This window comes from Tenacibaculum sp. E3R01, assembly GCF_003318185.1.
GTDB lineage: Bacteria > Bacteroidota > Bacteroidia > Flavobacteriales > Flavobacteriaceae > Polaribacter > Polaribacter halocynthiae.
The window spans coordinates 267,220-285,138 of the sequence record NZ_QOCC01000026.1; the positions used below are offsets into that span (position 1 = coordinate 267,220).

Below are 17,919 nucleotides of genomic sequence, written 5' to 3' on the forward strand. Positions count from 1 at the left end.
CTACCTTCTGTAATTTATTTTCTTTACACCTTCTGTTAACATTCTTTTACAGGTTTCTAAAATTTCTTCTTTAAAAACAAGGAACTCATTTTCTTTAAGTGATATATTTTCATCACTTTTTGTTTTTATTTCTGTTTTAATAATCAATTCTCTTATTTCTACTGGCATTCTTTCTTATTTTTTAAGATGATGTAAAATGGATATAAGCCAACTCTATAGTATCTATTAAAACTTCTCCTGTTTGAGATTTTAAATCTGAAAACGAATACTTTACAGGATATGCTTTATAAAAATTCCATTTCATTGAAACCTGACCTTCACTGTTTAGTAGATTTACAGAAACTGTTTTTGTTTTTATTGGCTTAGCTAAACCACCATCAATACTATCTTTACACCAATTAGTTAATGCATCTCCTTTTAATATTACAGCTCTTTTAAGTATTAAGTTTTTACTTATAGAAACAGATGGAAGACGATATTTAAATCTATTTTCGCCTCCACCTGCTACTTCTTCTATTGTTTGCTCTCTAGTTAAACCCGAAACTTCTTGAAAATCGATGCCTTCACTACTATCAAATGAAACAGAAAAATAAAAATTAACAGGATATATACCTGTTACATTTTCTTCTTTTGCCTTTGATTTTTTTTTAGCCATTTGTTATAATTAGCTCTTCATGTGCAATTTCTATCGTATCTACAGCTACTTCATTTCCATCAGATTTTAAATCGGTACTGGTAATTTTAGTTGGCCAAGCATTATTTAACTGCCATTGCATAGTTACATTACCTCCTTCATCTAAAAGTTTTATTAAAACTGTTCTACGCTTGATTGTATTCATTTTAATTTCTTCATGCCAATCCCAAAAAGTATTGTCATTTACAAAAACTCCACGCTTCATAGTTACGTTTCCGTACTTAACAATTCCTGGCATTTTTTCGGTAGAAAACAGTTTACTATTACTTTTTCGATATTCTATTATTTGGTTTTCTACATCCATTCCAGAAACTTCTTGAAATGCAACTCCAGTTAATTCAGTCCCTAAATCTACTTCAAATCGGAACTTTGGCATGGGCCATGTTGCGCCTTGTACGCTTCCATCATCTGTTGCCATAATATTATTTTTTATATTAGTTTTTTATTCGGTTATCTTTTTTAATACACTTCTAATTAGCTAGATGTAGCCATTTGTTGTTGAAATGTCAATACAATGAATTCTGCAGGTCTTACAATTGCAACTTTTACAGTAACATTCATAAATCCATTTAAAATATCTTCAGAAGTCATAGTAGCTCCTAAGCCACATTCTACAGAAAAAGCATCTGAAGCACTTGCTCCTTGTAAGCCTCCTTGCTTCCAAATATCATTTAAGAAACTAGAAATCATTGCTTTTACAGCTTCCCATGTATTTTTATCATTAGGTGCAAAAACATATGCATTTGCAGCGAGTTTACATGATTGCTCTAAAAAAATCATTGTTCTTCTTACTGATAAGTACCTCCAATCTTGACTATTACCATCCAGTGTTCTTGCTCCCCAAACTAAAATTCCTAATCCATTAAAAAATCGAATTGCATTAATAGATTTACCTGAAACTGCATCAACATTTAAATCTGCTTGTTGTGTTTCTGATAGTTTGATAGGTAAATTAACAACGTCAACCATTGATGTGTTTGCTGGAGCTTGCCATGGACCTACCTGATTATCTGTAGTTGTTATTACTCCTGCCATACCACCACTTGGAGGTAATAAATTTGCATCTTGTAACACATGTGCTATAATAGTACTGTAAGTAGGACTCGCCACTAATAACGAATTATTATATTGACTTACGGTTAATGCTTCTCCATCTGGTGGATTTTGAATATTTGCTATAATGGTATTTACAGTTTCATTAGGATTATCTGCAGGACTCAATATTGCTTGTAATTGAGTAACATCTCCTCCAAATAAATTTGTATAATCTATATCTGAAGCTTGCATTACTGTAGTATCTACAAATGGATAATAAGCTGCTCCATAATCTAATCCGTTTGATCCTGTGGAATTTCTAAAAGTTGTAATATCTTCTGTATAATTAATAGGATCTGGTGTATTACCTCCAATAATATCAAAAATACATACTGTTGTTTGCATTTCTGTAGATTGCAATAACATTGATTGCATTAAAGAAGCATTATCATCTACTGATAATAAAGTAGCTTCAGGACAGATATACATAGTTGGTTCTTGTTCTTGTTTTAACAAGTCTAAACCATTTGTTAAATCGTTTTTTTGTACGTTCGGATTTACTATTTGTGCACCAACTGCTGCAGGTGTATTTGAAGGTTCTCCATAAGGTCCTATAGATACAATATAGGCATCTCCTCCACCATTATCATAAAACAACTTAATACTATTGTATAAATAATAAATTGTATTCGGATCTGGAAGAATGGCATAAAAATCGCTTCCTATCATCATATAGTCTCCTGATGTTGGTTGGCTATCTTGTTTTACTAAATAATACTCAGGATCATATTGTTTAGCAGGATCTGCTGGTGCAGGTGGGTTTGGCAAACAAAAAATAGCTTGAAAATCTGCGAATGATGTAATTTTTTTAGGCACATTCGTGTACGATTTCCCTTCGTACATAGCTTGAGGTGTATATCCAATAAATGCTGGTATCGCAGTAGCAACGGGTACTACTGAATTACCAAAAGCATTTACTTCATTGATATAAACCCCTGGAGATTTAATGGTTGATAAATTCATAAAACATTTTTATTATATTCATTATTAGTTAATTTGACCTTTATACATATATATACATCAATGAAGCTACAAGAGGTGCTAATTGATTTGTATTTACTTCTATTACACTCGGGTTTGGGTTTGGTAAACCCTTAAATATGATTTTGGTTCTATCCAATCCATTTTTTTTGGTTAAACTGATTAAATCAAAACTATATTTAGGTATTTCAGTAAGCTTTAATAGTTCTTTATCTGTAGTAAATCGTTGTGCTTTCTCTCCGTTTTGAAGATTTACCTCAACGGGGCCTTTAAATTTTATATTTGATTTACTTTCAATGGAAAGACTTCCTAAATTTTGACGACTTCTATTCATCACCAAATAATTCCATTGTGTTGCTCTTGCTTTAAATTTTATTTGATAAAGAGGTGTTATATTATTTTCAAATTGTGATATAATATCTTTAAATTCAATAGAAACCTTGAAAACCACATTTGCTTCTTTAGTAGGTATAAAATTTGATTTCAATACGATTGGTGCTGCTTTTGAGCTAGGAATCACCCAATTGCTTTTATAAATTATTACTCCTATTTTATTAATGGGCAAATCTGTTATTTGATAAAACTGTGGATTTAATGTATTTGCTTCAAAATGAAATGATGTTTCTCCAGTTACTTCCGTTAAATAATTTAAAAAAAACGCTATACTCCTTTTTGTATCGGTATATAACCCAAAACCTGTGTCAGTAATTCTTGGCTTAAAAAAAAACTTGTTAATAATGATTTGTGTTTCTTTTGTTGGTTTATACACTAAACCTTTACATATATTATTTTCATAATAGGTATGAGTAACCTCTATATTAAATATCGTTTGAAAACTACTTCTAATCATCTATTGTTCTATTTGAAGTTACATTAACACTAGATTCAAATGCATTAATTTCATCAGATACTATAGTAACTAATCGCATTTTGTAAATTACACTTGGTTGGTATTTAGCTCCTAATGCACTCCATAAATTATGCATTTGTAAATAACCATCTCCCTTTTCAAACTCAAACTCTAAACGAGAAATACCTTTAGGGATTTTTGAAGATGTGTTTGCATCTAATACTCCATTTATTTGAAAAAACTGAATTGTTGCATTTAAAAACTTTAAAGTTTCATTATACTGTTCAAAATTTGGAGCCACTAAAAGGTATAAATTGTATCTTTCATCTAATGGTTTATTTTCATAATTACCATCATTTAGTTGTTTATTTTTTCTGTAAAAAGACTTTACTGTTTCTTGTTCTACATGAATTAAAGTAATAATTACTTTATTTTGATTCTCTATAGGAACAGTTCCGTTTTGATCTATAATTTTATTGGTTACAACAACATCGTCACTTAATCCGAATTTGTTTTTTAAAAACTGATTTAAAGTTCTGTTTGTAAATTGTAATGCTTTTAAAATCATTATAAATAGTAGTTACAGTTTGGTTATTCCAAAATTAACTACTTCACTTAAAGCTTCCTAAAAATGACAGTCTACAAATCGTAGACATATTTTTTTCATTATTTTTAATCGTATACAAAACATAGACATCTTATATTCTGTGTGCTTTTAGTATAAAAAAAGAGTGACCTATACAGACCACTCTTTTTTAAACTTACTTGTGTGTGTTTTTAAAAAGAACTTATATAACTTTTTAAATCTTGTCCTTTTTCTAGAATCATTTTTTTCTTTAAGCGATATTTGTGGGTACGAACACTTTCTTTATTTATACCTAAAATGTATCGAATATCTTCATTAGACATGTTCATTTTTAAATAACAACAGTACTTAATATCTTTTGAGGTTAAACAAGGATATTTTGAACACAAATGAGTAATAAAACCTGGATTTATATTTTCAAAATATACTTTAAAATCATCCCAATGAGTTGTAGAATTATCTAACTTTATGTTATTTATAATTGAATTTAATCTGTTTTTCGTATTCTGGTCAACAGAAACGTATACTTCTTTTATTTTTTCTGTCATTCTTTTTAATAACTCTTTTTTTTGATCTAATTCTAAAACATAACGAGCTAAATTCTTATTTTCAGTAACAAAACTTAATTGCTTTTCTTTTTTTATTTTTGAGACTCTTCCATCTATTTTTATTGATAATATACTTCTTATATTATTTAATAAATATTTATTGTCTAAGCTATTTTCTAAAGACTGTACAATTACTGGAACTTTTTCAAAAATAAAATTAAGTTTTTCATACCTGTTATTTAGACATAAAATTGGAGGTAAAAAATTAGTATTTAATTTAAATAATTGATCAATTTGTTTCTTATTATTCTTAAAACTAAGAATAATAAGTTTGGGGGAAATTGAAATTAATAATTGTTTTAATAACGATACTGAGTTTACAGTTACATTACTAAATCCTTGTAACTCATCAATTTCTTTTACTATTCTTGAGAGAGTAGAATTATGATCAGACCCAACTATTATGTAGTTATCTGTTTTCAAAAGTTAGTTGATATTATTAGGGGGTTAGTTTGGTTATAAAAGCATTTCTTTTAGTATCTTAAAATTAATTACTAATAAATTCTTTTTATCTATAATTTCTTTTAGTGATAAAAAAACATACATGAACGTTCTTTTATTGATAACAAGGTTTTCATTATTACTTTTTTCCTTAAACTCATATTCAGTTGTTTTTAAGAATAGTTTATTTAACTTAACCTTAGATTGTTTAACTTTGACTCAACAACTTTTTAAAATCTTATTTTTTGAAAATTTCTGAAACACATAAAGTTCCTTTATTAGAAAAATCTATTCGTTTACAAGAATATGGTGTTGGAATTTTTAATACAGTTTCAACCAAATCAAGCTTAAAAAAAGCTATTAAAAAAGAATTGATTCTTGTTAACCGAACTGTTGCATCTACTGCTTTATTTATAAAAGGAAATGAAACAATAGAACTATTAGAATCTGAAAAAGAAATAAATGCTAAAAAATTCATTTTCCCTTTAGAAATTCTTTTTGAAGACGATTATTTAGCCATTATATATAAACCATCAGGAATTTTAGTTAGTGGAAATTCATTCGCAACTATTGATAATGCGTTATCTCAAAATTTACAAAAAAGCTTACAAATAGACGGTGTTCGGCCAAGACCAGTGCATCGACTAGATTACCCCACAAGTGGTTTACTTTTAATTGGCAAAACAAAATCCAGTATTATTGCTTTAAATAAATTATTTGAAAATAAAACTATTCAAAAAACATACCATGCAATTAGTATCGGTAAGATGAAAAAAGCAGGTGAAATAAATATATCTATAGATTCTAAAAATGCCTTTACAAGCTATGAAGTATCTAATACAGTTACTTCAAAACGATTTGGTTATTTGAATTTAGTTTCTCTTAAACCAAAGACTGGAAGAAAACATCAATTAAGAAAACATTTATTAGCTTTAGGTAATCCTATTTTAGGAGATAAAGAATACTATATTAATGATCTTGTCCTTAAAGGAAAAGGGCTGTACTTACATGCTTCTTCTTTAGACTTTATACATCCGTTTACTAAAGAATGGATTTTTATAACTAAAGAACTCCCATCCAAATTCAATAAAATATTCCCTCTATAATTTTCTTTAAAAGATATATCTTTGCGCTTATGCGAATAGATATTATTACTGTAGCTCCAGAACTACTAAAAAGCCCGTTTGAACACTCAATGATGAAACGTGCCATTGATAAAGGATTAGCCGAAGTTCATTTTCATAACTTACGTGAATATGGTTTAGGTAATTATCGCCAATTAGACGATACACAGTTCGGTGGTGGAGCTGGAATGGTTTTAATGATAGAACCTATTGCTAAATGTATTGAAAAACTACAATCAGAAAGAAAATATGATGAAATCATATACATGACTCCTGATGCCAAAACATTAAATCAAACTACAGCTAATACACTTTCTTTAAAAGAAAATATTATTATTTTAACTGGTCATTATAAAGGCGTAGATCAACGTGTACGTGATAAGTTTATTACTAGAGAAATATCTATAGGTGACTATGTTTTAACAGGTGGTGAATTAGCAGCTGCAATTTTATGTGATGCTGTAATTCGATTAATCCCTGGAGTTTTAGGTGATGAACAATCTGCCTTAACTGATTCTTTTCAAGATAATTTATTATCGCCTCCTGTATACACAAGACCTTCTGAATATGATGGCTTAAAAGTTCCTGATGTTTTATTATCAGGTAATTTTCCTAAAATAGAGGAATGGAGAAGTGAAAAAGCATATGAACGAACTCAACAAATTCGACCAGACTTACTTGATGAATAAATATAACACATCTAGTTTAAAATAATTGATTATTGAGTAAAAACAACAAACTTGGATACACTAAAAGCATTTTTTCAAAAATACCCAGCAATAAGTATTGTTATTGCTTTTCAACTTTTTAGATTTGTTTTACTTCCTTTCATGGGACTTATGCCTCAAGATGCATATTACCATTTTTATGGAGAAAATCTATCTTTATCTTACTTTGATCATCCAGGAATGATTGGATATATTTTAAGAGGGTTTACTTTAGTCTTTGGAAAAACTGTTTTTGTAGTTAAATGTGCCGATTTTATTGTTACCTCTCTTACCATATTTAGTTTTTACAAATTAGCTTCTTGCTTTTTATCTAAACAAAAATTACAAAGAGCTATTTTATTAATAACATCTACCCTATTCATCTCTATTTTATCATTTAATTCAACACCAGATGTTCCATTACTACTGTTTTGGACCTTGAGTATTTTATTTTTATATAGAGCTATTTTTGAAGAAAAAAAATGGTTTTGGATTTATGGTGGTATTGCAATGGGTTTAGCCTTTAACAGTAAATACACTGCTTTATTATTACAATTTGGACTTATAGCTTTTATTCTTTTTTCTAATAAATATAGAAAATTAATAATCTCACCATGGCTATGGTTTGGTATCGTTATCTCTGTAGCAATTACGTTTCCTGTTTGGTGGTGGAATTACCAACATGATTTTGCTTCTTTCTTATTTCAATCTTCAAATAGAACTGGTTCTATATCTGGTTTTAATATTAATCCAAAGTATTTCTTTGGAGCTATAGGCCATCAATTATTTTTACTATTACCCGTTTTATTTTGTATTTTTATTGTTTTTACCTTTAAATATATTAAAAGAGCTTTAACCAAATTTAAACTTCCAAGTTCAAAAACATTATTCTTACTTGCTTTTTTTATTCCAACTTTTGTAGGTTTTTTCTCTTTAACACCTGTTTATTGGGTTAAATTAAATTGGTTAATGCCTTCGTATATTACAGGTATTATTTTAGCAGGAATGTTTATTAATAAAAAACTATTAAAAGCTCAATTAATAACATCAATAGTGTTTCATTTTTTAATTAGTTTGCAAGTACTGTTTTATTTAGCACCAATAAAAAGTGATGATACTTGGGTAGGCTGGGAAAATTTAGCTATTGAAACTAAAAAGCTTCAAAATCAATATCCAAATACTTTTGTTTTTTCTGATGATAAATATAAAACATCAGCTGTTCTAAATTTTTACATGGAAAACAAAGTATATGCGCAAAATATTATTGGTAAACATGCACTTCATTTTGATTATTTAGGAGATGATTTAAGCATGCTAAATGGAAAAAATGCTATTTTTATAGATTCTGACACGCGGTTTAAAACAAGGAATAAAAAAGGAAATACTATTCCTGAATTAAACCAGTACTTTTCAAAAGTAACTGAATTAAAACCAATTATTGTATCTAAAAAAGGAAAAGAAATCCGTAAATTCTGGATTTTTTACTGCGAAAATTATACAACTAATCCTTAATTAATAAATACAAGAAAACATATTTAACTATTTTATCATTCCTTTTAATTGGAATCGTTTTCAATAAATTATATTGATTAAAACTTTTTCCATAAACACTGTTAGGGCTTCTATAATTCCTACTGTCTGTTAGGTATAAAACATCTTTGGAGGTAAGTTTCTTTTTTTTCTTATTTATCCAATAATACTTATGTATGTTCGTTAATTCTCCTATTCCATAAACATCCATTTTATTTGGCCTTGCTATATAATAATCTATATGTGCTAAAGGAAACCATTTGTCTGAAATAATTGGTATACTTTTCAAGTTTTTGGTCTCTAATAGTGGTGTTATTTTAGCTGATAATTGTTTCCATCCATACATATCCATCAAAGCATCCTTATTATTAAACTCTTCTTTATTAATATTTTTTCCAATAGGTAAAAACCATCCTTTGTTAATTTCAATAGAAGTAAAAACCATTAACATCATTAAAACTACCCCTCCTCTAATTAAATTTCTTTCTATTTTTTTATTCTTATGAATATATACAGCTAGTAATGGCAATAATGTTACATAAGATATTCCTGACCAATGTGGTAGAGTATCTTTATATAGAGACAAATAAATTGTCGTGAATATTAATGGAAATGAAAAAAATATAAATAACCATAACTGTTTTTTCTCAAATATGAATTTCTTCCTGATTAAAGCTACAGTCATTATATGTATTGAAAAAAAAATATACGGATTATTGTATACCATTTGACCTAATACTTCTCTTAAAAATGAGTCTTTATTAAAAGAAAGACTAAACAATGAAACTCTATTATTATGAAATTTATAACTAATAAAATCATACTGATAATTCCAATATACAATCAACGAAACTGTAATTAATGGAAAAATAAATGATAGATAAAAAGACCAATCTTTTAACCAAGTCCTATTTATAAAAACAATATATAATACAACTCCTACTAATAAAAATACTGCTTGATATTTTGAATAAATAGCGCACGCAATAAAAAAGAAAGCTATAAAAAGTTTTTTTCTTGTATCTTTTGAAGGCTCTAAAGGCAATGCTTCTATCAAAAAATAAAAACTTAGTAACCAGAAAAAAAGTAATGGTGCATCTGGTAAAATAAATGTTCCAGCTATTATTAAAGCGTATATATTTAAATTATATAATATAACTGATAAAAAACCTACCAACTCGTTTTTTATTTTACAGCCAATTAAAAATAATAAATACATATTAATACTTCCAGGTATGATAGCTGCTAATCGAATAGCTAATTCACTATCAAAAAACAAATCAAAAGTAAATAACTGAATAAAAAAACCTACAAATGGCGGATGGTCAAAATGACTAATATCAGGATACTTAGCATACAACCAATAATATACTTCATCATTACCAAACTCTAATTGGCTTGCAAAAAAAACTCTTAATAATGTACTAACAACAATTAATACATAAACTACTCTTTTATAAGATATTTTATACTTCACTTAAATACTTCTTTCATACTTGTAGAATAACCCCATACTTATAAAACCTATTACAATACCAATAAAAGACCCTACAAAAACATCTATTAAAAAGTGTTGCGATAAATACACTCTAGATAAACCAGCTATGATAGCTAAAGAAATCCATAAATATTGAGACTTGCATTTAGCAAAATACAAACATAATATTGTAAAAATAGCAAAAGCTGTTGTTGTATGGCCAGAAGGAAAAGAATTCCATAATGCCATTTTAACTCCGTTAACTAAATACAATGAATCTTCTCCAAAAACTCCAACTGGTCGTGGTATACCTTTAAAAATAATTTTCTTAAAAAAGTGTGTAACTAATAATGTTAGCAAACCACTAATAAGAAAAACCAGTGCTATTCTACGTTTAACAAATACAAAAAGTAATACTAATACCCCAAACATTACTCCATCACCTAAAAAAGTACTGTACTTAAAAAACGCATCTAGAAATGAAGTATGAAATTGATTTATTTTTAAATGAAGAAAAAACTTATTAAATAAAATTACTAATAAAAATGAAACAATAAAAAACACTCCGTAAACAAAATACGTTTGTCTTTTAATTCTTAAGCATAAAAGAACAAGTACATTCTTAACTCCATCAAGCCAAATATTGGCTTTACTTTTATTTCTAAATCTTACAGCAATACTTTTACTCATAATAAAATATATCTTTTATTTATATTGTAAAACTACCTACTGATTGTTTAAAAAACTTTAATTCCATTTTAATTTAGCATAACTAATCTACCCCTAATTAACTTTAAAAGAACATTTTATTAAAATAACTATGAAAAATAATAACATAAAAATAAATTACTCTTTACCTTTTTATATCAGAAAAAAAACATAAATTTGCACCCACAAAAAATAACCTCTGACGAGAATCGTGTACGTTGTTTTAGTAAACTATAAAAAATATTTAAGATGGAATCTTTAATTAAATTTGTACAAGACGAATTTGTAACAAAAAACGATTTTCCAGAATTTGGAGCTGGAGACACTATTACTGTATACTACGAAATTAGAGAAGGTGAGAAAGTACGTACTCAGTTTTTTAGAGGTGTAGTTATTCAAAAAAGAGGTAGCGGAAGCTCTGAAACATTTACTATTAGAAAAATGTCTGGTACTATAGGTGTTGAGCGTATCTTCCCTATTAATTTACCTGCTATTCAAAAAATAGAAATAAACAAAAAAGGTAAAATCCGTAGAGCTCGTATTTACTATTTCAGAGGTCTTACTGGTAAAAAAGCAAGAATTAAAGAAAAAAGATTTTAATCTTAATTTCTTAAAAATTAAAAAGCACCATATAAGTTATATGGTGCTTTTTTTTGAATATTATCATTAATAACTCATTCTATCTTTCCATTAATACTTATCTAACAAACTAAGAATAACAAAAAAGACAAGTTTTAACCACTATTCTATTTAATATATAAAATTTACTTAAATATCCTTGAACAACTACTTTTTAGTAATCTTTTTATTCAAAAAAAAACATCCTTGGATAAAACTAGCTAATACCCTTCTATTTTCAATAATAAAATCTCTAAAAACAACTATATAATTATTAATTTGATAATCAAAACAGCTAATTAATAAGAATTTTTCACTAAAAATTTCACGATATATTCATAAATTTGCCTGACTTCAAAATAATTAATTTAATTTTTACTTATGAATAAAACGGCTAAAATCATGTATACAAAAACGGATGAAGCTCCTGCGTTAGCTACTCGTTCGTTTTTACCTATAGTAAAAGCATTTACTAAATCTTCAAATATAGAAATTGAAACTAAAGATATTTCTCTTGCTGGTCGTATTCTTGCCAATTTCTCTAGTTATTTAACAGAAGAGCAACGCGTTGAAGACGCTTTAGCTTTTTTAGGAGAATTAGCAAAAAAACCAGAAGCAAACATTATAAAGCTACCTAATATTTCAGCTTCAGTTCCTCAATTAAAAGCAGCAATAACAGAGTTACAAGCTTTAGGATATGCTTTACCTAATTATCCAGAAGAAATAAACTCTGATGAAGACAAAAATGTTTTAGCCCTATATAACAAAGTAAAAGGATCTGCTGTAAACCCTGTTTTACGTGAAGGAAACTCAGACCGTCGAGCCCCTAAAGCAGTTAAAAACTACGCAAAGAAAAACCCACATAGAATGGGCGCTTGGTCTTCTGACTCTAAAACACATGTAGCAACAATGACTGAAGGCGACTTTGCTCATAATGAAAAATCGGTTACGGTTCCTTCTGCTACAAATGTTAAAATAGAACACACAGATACTAAAGGAAATATTACTGTATTAAAAGAAAAAGTATCTTTATTAGCGGATGAAGTTATTGATGCAACAGTAATGAACAAAAAGGCATTATTAAGCTTTTTAGAAACTCAAGTACTTGATGCTAAAAATAAAAATGTTTTGTTTTCATTACACATGAAAGCTACAATGATGAAAGTTTCTGACCCTATTATTTTTGGTCATGCTGTAAGAGTTTTCTTTAAAGATTTATATACAAAACATTCAGAAACATTTAATGAAATTGGTGTAAATGTGAACAATGGTTTTGGTAATTTATTAGGTAATCTTAATGAATTATCTGAAGAAAAAAGAAATGAAATTTTAGCGGATATTGAAGCTGTTTACTCAAACAGACCTGATGTAGCTATGGTTGATTCTGATAAAGGCATCACCAATCTACATGTTCCTTCTGATGTTATTATTGATGCTTCTATGCCGGCTATGATTCGTACTTCTGGTCAAATGTGGAACAAAGAAGGCAAACAACAAGATACAAAAGCAGTAATTCCAGATAGTTCATATGCTAGCTTATATCAAGCAACAATTGACTTCTGTAAAGAGAATGGAGCTTTTGACCCAACAACTATGGGAACTGTTCCTAATGTTGGTTTAATGGCACAAAAAGCTGAAGAATACGGATCACATGATAAAACTTTTGAAATAGCCTCAAACGGAGCTATTAAAGTAATTGACGATAATGGAACTGTATTATTAGAACATTCTGTTGAAGAAGGTGATATTTGGAGAATGTGTCAAGTAAAAGACGCTCCAATCCAAGACTGGGTAAAATTAGCAGTAACTCGTGCTAAAGCAACTCAAACCCCTGCAGTTTTCTGGTTAGATGAAAACCGTTCTCATGATGCCGAAATCATAACAAAAGTAAAGAAGTATCTACAAGATCATGATACCAATGGATTAGAAATCCTTATTAAATCAGTTGCTGAAGCTACAGAATACACTTTAAAAAGAGTTAAAGCTGGTTTAGATACTATTTCTGTTACTGGAAATGTTTTACGTGATTATTTAACCGATTTATTTCCAATTTTAGAGCTTGGTACTTCAGCTAAAATGCTTTCTATTGTTCCATTAATGAACGGTGGTGGATTGTTTGAAACTGGAGCTGGAGGTTCAGCACCTAAACATGTTCAACAATTAGTTGAAGAAAATCATTTACGCTGGGATTCTTTAGGAGAATTTTTAGCTTTAGCTGTTTCTCTAGAACATTTAGGTGAAACTAACAACAACTCTAAAGCTAAAATTTTAGCAGAGACTCTTGACGACGCTACTGATAAATTACTAGAAAACAAAAAAGGACCTTCAAGAAAAACAGGAGAATTAGACAATAGAGGGTCTCATTTTTACTTAGCAATGTATTGGGCTGAAGCATTAGCTTCTCAAAATAAAGACAGTGAATTAAAAGTTCAATTTACTTCTTTAGCTGAAAAAATGATTGCTAATGAATCTGTTATAGTAAACGAACTAAACACTGTTCAAGGAAAAGCAGTAAATATTGATGGATACTACGAACCAAATGATAAATTGGCTGACGATATCATGAAACCTAGCCAAACATTAAATACTATTTTAGAAAGCTTTTAATAGTATTTATACATAAAATTCAAAAGCAGGTGAAATATCACCTGCTTTTTTGTTACTCAATAACCAAAACAAATTATGAAACCATAGTAACAATTCTTTGAGGTAAAGGAGCATCAAAGCCAGCTATTCCTAATTCTTCAACTATTTTTTGCCTTGTATCCCAATACACATCCCAATAATTCTCACAACTTACATAAGGCAATGCTAATAGTTCTATACTATTCTCTCCTAAATTATTAACTGCAACTCTTGGTTGCTTATCCTTATCTTTTAACACATTTACATCACTAACTAATACATTCATTACAATCTCTTTCGCTTTCTTTATATCTGACCCATAACGAATCGCAAACGGCATGTCCACACGTAAACTTCCAACTTTCGTTAAGTTTGTAATCTTTCCAGAAGTTATGGCAGAGTTTGGTATAATTTCTGTTTCATTCTGGAAGGTTTCAATAACTGTTACAAAAACAGATATCTCTTTAACAAAACCAAAAGCACCATTAGTTTTAATTAAGTCTCCTACTATAAAAGGTCTAAAAACAAGCAGCATAATTCCCGAAGCCAAATGCCCTAATGAACCATTAAAAGCAGCTCCAATTGCAATCCCTACTCCTGCTATAAGGGCAGCAAAAGTTGCTGTAGGCACTCCAACTATTCCTGCTATAGAAATAATCAACAAAGCTTTTAAAACAAAACCAATTAGTGTAATTAAAAAAGGTCGTAAAGTTTCATCTATATGTTTAGATTCAAAGACTTTTGAAACTCCTTTAACTAAAATTCTAATAATCCATAGTCCGATTATTAAAGCTGCTAAAGCTCCAATTAATTTTAAACCCCAACCTCCCATTCCAGATGCTATTGAATTATAAAAATTAGTCAATGCATTTTGTATTGTTTCCATGTTTATTTAATTTTTTGTTAATCTATATTTTAAGACACCTCTTTTTTTAAAGCGTCACTTATAATTATTTTTTGTTGAGTTTACTTTCAAAGTTTGTAACTTTGATGTATGAACTTCACTAAAACAACAGAACAAGATTCGAATTATAATAACTTAGAAAAAATGAAACTTTCAAAGTTATTAACCAATATCAACAATGAAGATAAAACAGTACCTCTTGCTATTGAGAAAGAACTAATTTCAATTGAAAACTTAATTGAACAAATAGTTATTAAACTAAAAAAAGGTGGTAGACTGTTTTATATTGGAGCAGGTACTAGTGGAAGGTTAGGTATTGTTGATGCTAGTGAATGCCCACCTACCTTTGGGGTTTCACATGATTTAGTTGTTGGGTTAATTGCAGGTGGAGATATAGCTATAAGAAAAGCCGTTGAATTTGCAGAAGACTCAAAAGAACAAGGATGGATTGATTTACAAAAACACAATATAAATCAAAAAGATGTTGTAATTGGAATTGCTGCTTCAGGAACAACTCCTTATGTTATTGCTGCTTTGGAAAAATGCAACTCTGAAGGAATTACTACTGGTTGTATAACATGTAATAAAAAAAGTCCTTTAGCATTAACCGCATCCTACCCTATTGTAATAGTAGTAGGGCCAGAAGTTGTTACAGGTAGCTCAAGGATGAAAGCTGGTACAGCACAAAAATTAGTACTTAATATGATCTCTACTGCAACAATGATTCAACTAGGAAAAGTTAAAGGGAATAAAATGGTAGACATGCAACTTTCAAATAATAAATTAGTAGAAAGAGGTATAAAAATGTTAGTTTCCGAATTACATATCGACCAACAAACTGCTAGTCACCTAATAAAAAAGTATGGTAATGTTAGAAACGCTATAAAAAATTATAGAAATGAGTAAAGACACGTCTTTTGATAAAAACATAAAAAATTTATTTATTTTACTAGGTCTATTAATACTATCTCCTATAGTACTTAATGTTTCTTTTAAGGCATTAAAAGTTTTTACTGAACAACCTAAGATAATAATAGCATACACTTTATTAGTAATTGGCATTTTATTAATTCTTTACACTGTTTACTTTGGATTTAAAACTTTTAAGAATATATTAGACTCACTTTTTAATCAATAAAATTTGAACATTAAAAACAAGTTCTATAAAATATTTAATTGGGAGTATTGGCCATCTTCAATGCTTTACATACCCAATCTACCTTATGCTTTTTATTTAGCTTATAAGGCAAAGCACCTTGCGTTTTTTACAGCAGCCAATCCAAGCATTAAAAGCTCTGGAAACGGAACTGAAAGTAAATTCGCAACGATGAACCTTATACCTAAACACTTCAGACCGAATTCAATTCTAATACTTCCTAAAACAAAAATTGAACTTGTAATTCAAGAAATTGAAAATGCAAATATCTCATATCCTTTAATAGCCAAACCTGATGTTGGTTTTAGAGGTCTACTTGTAAAAAAAATAAATTCGCCCCAAGAACTTCAGTTATATTTAAAAAAATACCCGATCAATATAATAATTCAAGAATATATTGATTACAAAAACGAGTGCGGTATATTCTATCACCGAAATCCAAATGAAGCTACTGGAAAAATAACATCTATAACTTTAAAAAAGTTTTTATCTGTTACAGGAAATGGATATTCTACCCTAAAAGATTTAGTTATAAAAGATGATAGAGCTCAATTATACATTGATATAATTAATGAGACACATCCTTTAAAATTAAATACCATTCCTAAAAAAAATGAAATAATTAAACTTTCTGTTATTGGAAATCATTGTAAAGGAACCCAATTTATTAATGGGAATCACCTAATAAGTAAAGAGCTACATAAAACGTTCGACGAAATAAACAAATCAATTAATGGGTGGTATTATGGAAGGCTCGATATTAAATATAACACCTTTGATGAACTACAAAAAGGAATAAATTTAAAAATATTAGAAATAAATGGTATATTAGCTGAACCCACTCATATATATGACAGTAAAAACTACAACTATCTAAAAGCTTTAAAAGAGATACGTTTACATTGGAATAATTTATACCAAATTGCAACTACAAATCATACACAATTCAATGTACCCTATAAAAGCTCTAAGCTGTTTATTAATGAGATGTTGAATTTAAAAAATTACGTTACAAATATTAAAAATCTAAATTAATTTTTTTATTTTTGTGACCTAGCAGAGTAAATAAGTGTCTAATTATTAGTACTCTTAAACAAGACTAATGATTAAAGCACGCAACTTAAATCCCCTAAGTATTATGAAGATATTTTTGTCTTTATTTTTTGTTATACTTGTACATCAATCCTTTTACGCTCAAGTAAAAATAGGAAATAATCCAAATGTAATAAATACTAACTCTATTTTAGAGTTAGAAAGTAATAGCAAAGCCCTTGTTATTACAAGAGTTAATGACACTCAAATGAATAGTATCCTTCCTCTAGAAGGTGCTATTGTATATAATACAGATCATAAATGTATTTTTCAATATACAGGATTAACATGGAATAGCTTGTGTACTACTCAAACAAATCAACAGTTAACTTTTAATCCTTTAACTCAAGAGTTAACCTTACAAAATGGTGGTACTGTTGATTTAAGTTCTCTTATCAATGATAATGATAATGATCCCTTAAACGAAACGAACACTTCTTTTAGAATACAAAATGACAATATCGAGATAACTGATCGCAATGGAACGTTATCTATACCTCTATCTGATTTAGCAGATGCAATAGTCACTAATACTCCTGGCCTTAACGGTGCTGATGGAGCAACAGGGGCTACTGGTGCAACAGGAGCCGCTGGTACAAATGGAACCAACGGTACGAACGGAACAAATGGTGCAACGGGTGCTACTGGAGCAACAGGGGCCGCTGGTACAAATGGAACCAACGGTACAAACGGAACAAATGGTGCAACGGGTGCTACTGGAGC

The 17,919-nt window shown here is 28.8% G+C and carries 18 protein-coding genes and 1 pseudogene; 9 read left to right on the top strand and 10 right to left on the bottom strand.

Annotated features, from left to right (window positions below; genetic code table 11):
- From DS884_RS18490 to DS884_RS16135, 7 genes are all read right to left on the bottom strand, one after another.
- Entirely contained in the window at positions 1-168 is a 168-nt protein-coding gene (locus DS884_RS18490) for a DUF5908 family protein (RefSeq protein WP_158530863.1), read from the bottom strand.
- A 13-nt stretch (positions 169-181) separates the two neighbouring features.
- Positions 182-655, bottom strand: a complete 474-nt coding sequence (locus DS884_RS16110; RefSeq protein WP_093871826.1) for a phage tail protein — start codon at positions 653-655, stop codon at positions 182-184.
- Positions 648-1,112, bottom strand: a complete 465-nt coding sequence (locus tag DS884_RS16115; RefSeq protein WP_093871827.1) for a phage tail protein — start codon at positions 1,110-1,112, stop codon at positions 648-650. Before DS884_RS16115 ends, DS884_RS16110 begins: the two co-directional genes overlap by 8 nt.
- A 56-nt stretch (positions 1,113-1,168) precedes the next feature.
- Complete coding sequence (locus DS884_RS16120) at positions 1,169-2,752, bottom strand: phage tail sheath family protein (protein ID WP_093871828.1); 1,584 nt, start codon at positions 2,750-2,752, stop codon at positions 1,169-1,171.
- 40 nt (positions 2,753-2,792) lie between these two features.
- The gene (locus tag DS884_RS16125) at positions 2,793-3,620 is read right to left on the bottom strand and encodes a hypothetical protein (protein WP_113787483.1); all 828 of its coding nucleotides are present in this window, start codon (positions 3,618-3,620) and stop codon (positions 2,793-2,795) included.
- Positions 3,613-4,188, bottom strand: coding sequence for a DUF4255 domain-containing protein (locus DS884_RS16130; protein WP_113787484.1), 576 nt, complete (start codon positions 4,186-4,188; stop codon positions 3,613-3,615). The genes DS884_RS16125 and DS884_RS16130 overlap by 8 nt, the downstream gene beginning before the upstream one ends.
- 209 nt (positions 4,189-4,397) lie before the next feature.
- Positions 4,398-5,237 carry a helix-turn-helix transcriptional regulator gene (locus DS884_RS16135; RefSeq protein ID WP_113787485.1) on the bottom strand — a complete coding sequence of 280 codons (840 nt, stop codon included), beginning with the start codon at positions 5,235-5,237 and terminating at the stop codon, positions 4,398-4,400.
- A gap of 263 nt (positions 5,238-5,500) precedes the next feature.
- Between DS884_RS16135 and DS884_RS16140 the strand changes: the two genes are divergently transcribed.
- Genes DS884_RS16140 through DS884_RS16150 form a run of 3 tightly spaced genes read left to right on the top strand, consistent with a single transcriptional unit; the run spans position 5,501 to position 8,598 of the window.
- Positions 5,501-6,361, top strand: coding sequence for an RluA family pseudouridine synthase (locus DS884_RS16140; protein WP_113787486.1), 861 nt, complete (start codon positions 5,501-5,503; stop codon positions 6,359-6,361).
- 29 nt (positions 6,362-6,390) lie between these two features.
- Positions 6,391-7,068: a tRNA (guanosine(37)-N1)-methyltransferase TrmD gene (trmD, locus tag DS884_RS16145; protein ID WP_113787487.1), complete on the top strand. Its 678-nt coding sequence runs from the start codon at positions 6,391-6,393 to the stop codon at positions 7,066-7,068.
- A 51-nt stretch (positions 7,069-7,119) separates the two neighbouring features.
- Positions 7,120-8,598 (top strand): glycosyltransferase family 39 protein, encoded by a 1,479-nt coding sequence (locus tag DS884_RS16150; protein WP_233487174.1) that lies wholly within the window; start codon positions 7,120-7,122, stop codon positions 8,596-8,598.
- Here the strand turns inward: DS884_RS16150 and DS884_RS16155 are convergent.
- Together DS884_RS16155 and DS884_RS16160 are read right to left on the bottom strand one after the other, a co-directional pair.
- A complete protein-coding gene (locus DS884_RS16155) occupies positions 8,588-10,093 on the bottom strand; it encodes an ArnT family glycosyltransferase (RefSeq protein ID WP_093871834.1) in 1,506 nt (501 codons plus the stop codon). The two genes, DS884_RS16150 and DS884_RS16155, sit on opposite strands and share 11 nt — an antisense overlap.
- Positions 10,094-10,783, bottom strand: a complete 690-nt coding sequence (locus DS884_RS16160; protein WP_113787488.1) for a phosphatase PAP2 family protein — start codon at positions 10,781-10,783, stop codon at positions 10,094-10,096. It abuts the gene before it with no gap.
- 267 nt (positions 10,784-11,050) lie between these two features.
- On the opposite strand from DS884_RS16160, the gene rplS reads away from it, so the two are divergent.
- Positions 11,051-11,401: a 50S ribosomal protein L19 gene (rplS, locus tag DS884_RS16165; protein WP_093871836.1), complete on the top strand. Its 351-nt coding sequence runs from the start codon at positions 11,051-11,053 to the stop codon at positions 11,399-11,401.
- A 399-nt stretch (positions 11,402-11,800) separates the two neighbouring features.
- The gene (locus DS884_RS16170; RefSeq protein ID WP_113787489.1) at positions 11,801-14,026 is read left to right on the top strand and encodes an NADP-dependent isocitrate dehydrogenase; all 2,226 of its coding nucleotides are present in this window, start codon (positions 11,801-11,803) and stop codon (positions 14,024-14,026) included.
- A 73-nt stretch (positions 14,027-14,099) separates the two neighbouring features.
- Here DS884_RS16170 and DS884_RS16175 read toward each other — a convergent pair whose 3' ends face one another.
- Complete coding sequence (locus DS884_RS16175) at positions 14,100-14,930, bottom strand: mechanosensitive ion channel family protein (protein ID WP_113787490.1); 831 nt, start codon at positions 14,928-14,930, stop codon at positions 14,100-14,102.
- 108 nt (positions 14,931-15,038) lie between these two features.
- Between DS884_RS16175 and murQ the strand changes: the two genes are divergently transcribed.
- The 4 genes and pseudogenes from murQ to DS884_RS16195 all read left to right on the top strand — a co-directional run.
- Positions 15,039-15,854, top strand: coding sequence for an N-acetylmuramic acid 6-phosphate etherase (gene murQ, locus DS884_RS16180; RefSeq protein WP_093871839.1), 816 nt, complete (start codon positions 15,039-15,041; stop codon positions 15,852-15,854).
- On the top strand, positions 15,847-16,086 hold the full coding sequence (locus tag DS884_RS16185) for a DUF6095 family protein (RefSeq protein ID WP_093871840.1): 240 nt from the start codon (positions 15,847-15,849) through the stop codon (positions 16,084-16,086). The genes murQ and DS884_RS16185 overlap by 8 nt, the downstream gene beginning before the upstream one ends.
- 3 nt (positions 16,087-16,089) lie before the next feature.
- Entirely contained in the window at positions 16,090-17,139 is a 1,050-nt protein-coding gene (locus tag DS884_RS16190) for a D-alanine--D-alanine ligase (protein WP_143032814.1), read from the top strand.
- A 103-nt stretch (positions 17,140-17,242) separates the two neighbouring features.
- Positions 17,243-17,919: pseudogene (locus tag DS884_RS16195) on the top strand (hypothetical protein); the annotation flags it as partial.

Excerpts from the sequence above, each read along its gene's own strand:
- DS884_RS18490 (WP_158530863.1), bottom strand. The coding sequence starts at position 168 with ATGCCAGTAGAAATAAGAGAATTGATTATTAAAACAGAAATAAAAACA.
- DS884_RS16110 (WP_093871826.1), bottom strand. The coding sequence starts at position 655 with ATGGCTAAAAAAAAATCAAAGGCAAAAGAAGAAAATGTAACAGGTATA.
- DS884_RS16115 (WP_093871827.1), bottom strand. The coding sequence starts at position 1,112 with ATGGCAACAGATGATGGAAGCGTACAAGGCGCAACATGGCCCATGCCA.
- DS884_RS16120 (WP_093871828.1), bottom strand. The coding sequence starts at position 2,752 with ATGAATTTATCAACCATTAAATCTCCAGGGGTTTATATCAATGAAGTA.
- DS884_RS16125 (WP_113787483.1), bottom strand. The coding sequence starts at position 3,620 with ATGATTAGAAGTAGTTTTCAAACGATATTTAATATAGAGGTTACTCAT.
- DS884_RS16130 (WP_113787484.1), bottom strand. The coding sequence starts at position 4,188 with ATGATTTTAAAAGCATTACAATTTACAAACAGAACTTTAAATCAGTTT.
- trmD (WP_113787487.1), top strand. The coding sequence starts at position 6,391 with ATGCGAATAGATATTATTACTGTAGCTCCAGAACTACTAAAAAGCCCG.
- DS884_RS16160 (WP_113787488.1), bottom strand. The coding sequence starts at position 10,783 with ATGAGTAAAAGTATTGCTGTAAGATTTAGAAATAAAAGTAAAGCCAAT.
- rplS (WP_093871836.1), top strand. The coding sequence starts at position 11,051 with ATGGAATCTTTAATTAAATTTGTACAAGACGAATTTGTAACAAAAAAC.
- DS884_RS16170 (WP_113787489.1), top strand. The coding sequence starts at position 11,801 with ATGAATAAAACGGCTAAAATCATGTATACAAAAACGGATGAAGCTCCT.
- DS884_RS16175 (WP_113787490.1), bottom strand. The coding sequence starts at position 14,930 with ATGGAAACAATACAAAATGCATTGACTAATTTTTATAATTCAATAGCA.
- murQ (WP_093871839.1), top strand. The coding sequence starts at position 15,039 with ATGAACTTCACTAAAACAACAGAACAAGATTCGAATTATAATAACTTA.
- DS884_RS16185 (WP_093871840.1), top strand. The coding sequence starts at position 15,847 with ATGAGTAAAGACACGTCTTTTGATAAAAACATAAAAAATTTATTTATT.